Here is a 1188-nt window from a genome sequence, read left to right as displayed (position 1 = left end):
TGTAGACTTCCCTGAACTTCGGCCATTGTAAAGTTACAAAAACCTATAACTTTATAATGCAATGAAAAAGACACGCTTCACAGAATCACAGATCATCAAGGCCATCAAAGAGCACGAGAACGGCCGCAACGCCCAGGAGCTTTGCCGAGAGCTGGGCATCACCACCGCAGCCTTCTACAAGTGGCGCCAGCGCTACGCAGGACTGGAAGTCAAAGAGCTAAAGCGGATGAAGGAGCTGGAGGAGGAGAACGCCCGCCTTAAGAAGATGTTCGCCGAGCTCTCGCTGGTACACCACGCTCTCAAGGACGCGGTTGAAAAAAAGCTCTAGGGCCTGACGAGAAGAAGGCGCTGGTGGGGTTTATGGTGGAAGAGCATGGGGTGAGCGTGCGTCAGGCCTGCAAGGCGGCGGGTGTAGCCAGAAGCACCTATGAGTACAAACCAGTAGAGAAAGACGATAGCCGAATCGAAGAGCAGCTGCAACTATTGGTGGAAAAGCACCCGGCCATCGGCTTCTGGCAGTGCTTCCATAGAATCAGGAGAAAAGGCCATGCATGGAATCACAAACGCGTCTATAGGGTCTACAGTCAGCTGAAGCTGAACATCAGGAGAAGACACAGGAAAAGGCTGCCCGCACGCGTGAAGCAGGCACTCTTCCAGCCTGAGAAGATCAATCAGGTCTGGTCGGTGGACTTCATGAGTGACAGCCTGTGGGACGGCAGAAAGTTCCGGCTGCTCAACATCGTCGATGACTACAACCGGGAGATCCTCTCCATGGAGGCGGACCTGTCGATCCCGGCCCTTCGGCTGATCCGGGTGCTCGAGTACCTGAGAGAGTTCAGGGGGCTGCCGGAGATGATCCGGGTGGACAACGGGCCGGAGTTCATCTCAAATAAGTTGGAATGCTGGTGCAAGGAGAACAAGGTCAGGCTGGTATTTATACAGCCCGGGAAGCCCATGCAGAACGCCTACATCGAGCGCTGCAACGGCAGCATCAGAAGGGAACTGCTCAATGCTTACGTGTTCAGGACCCTATCGGAGGTGCGCCAGAAAGCTGAGGAGTGGATGGAGGACTACAACCACCACCGCCCGCACCAGGGGCTGAATTTCAGAGCACCGGTGGAATTATTGGAGGAAATTGTAACTTGAAAAACCAACTTTACAATGGCTCAAAATCTGGGGTAGCTTACA

The 1188-nt window shown here is 54.0% G+C and carries 1 protein-coding gene; it reads left to right on the top strand.

All coding sequences use genetic code 11. From position 1 onward, the window contains the following. The first annotated feature begins 61 nt into the window (after positions 1–61). A protein-coding gene (locus tag BM040_RS21515) for an IS3 family transposase (RefSeq protein WP_139217875.1) occupies positions 62–1146 on the top strand; the annotation gives its coding sequence in 2 pieces (ribosomal slippage) (positions 62–323 and positions 323–1146; 1086 coding nt in all). The last annotated feature ends 42 nt before the right edge of the window (positions 1147–1188 follow it).

This window comes from Pontibacter chinhatensis (assembly GCF_900113285.1).
In the GTDB taxonomy this organism is placed as follows: domain Bacteria; phylum Bacteroidota; class Bacteroidia; order Cytophagales; family Hymenobacteraceae; genus Pontibacter; species Pontibacter chinhatensis.
The sequence above is the reverse complement of the archived record's forward strand: the minus strand, read 5'-3'. Positions and strand labels throughout refer to the sequence as shown.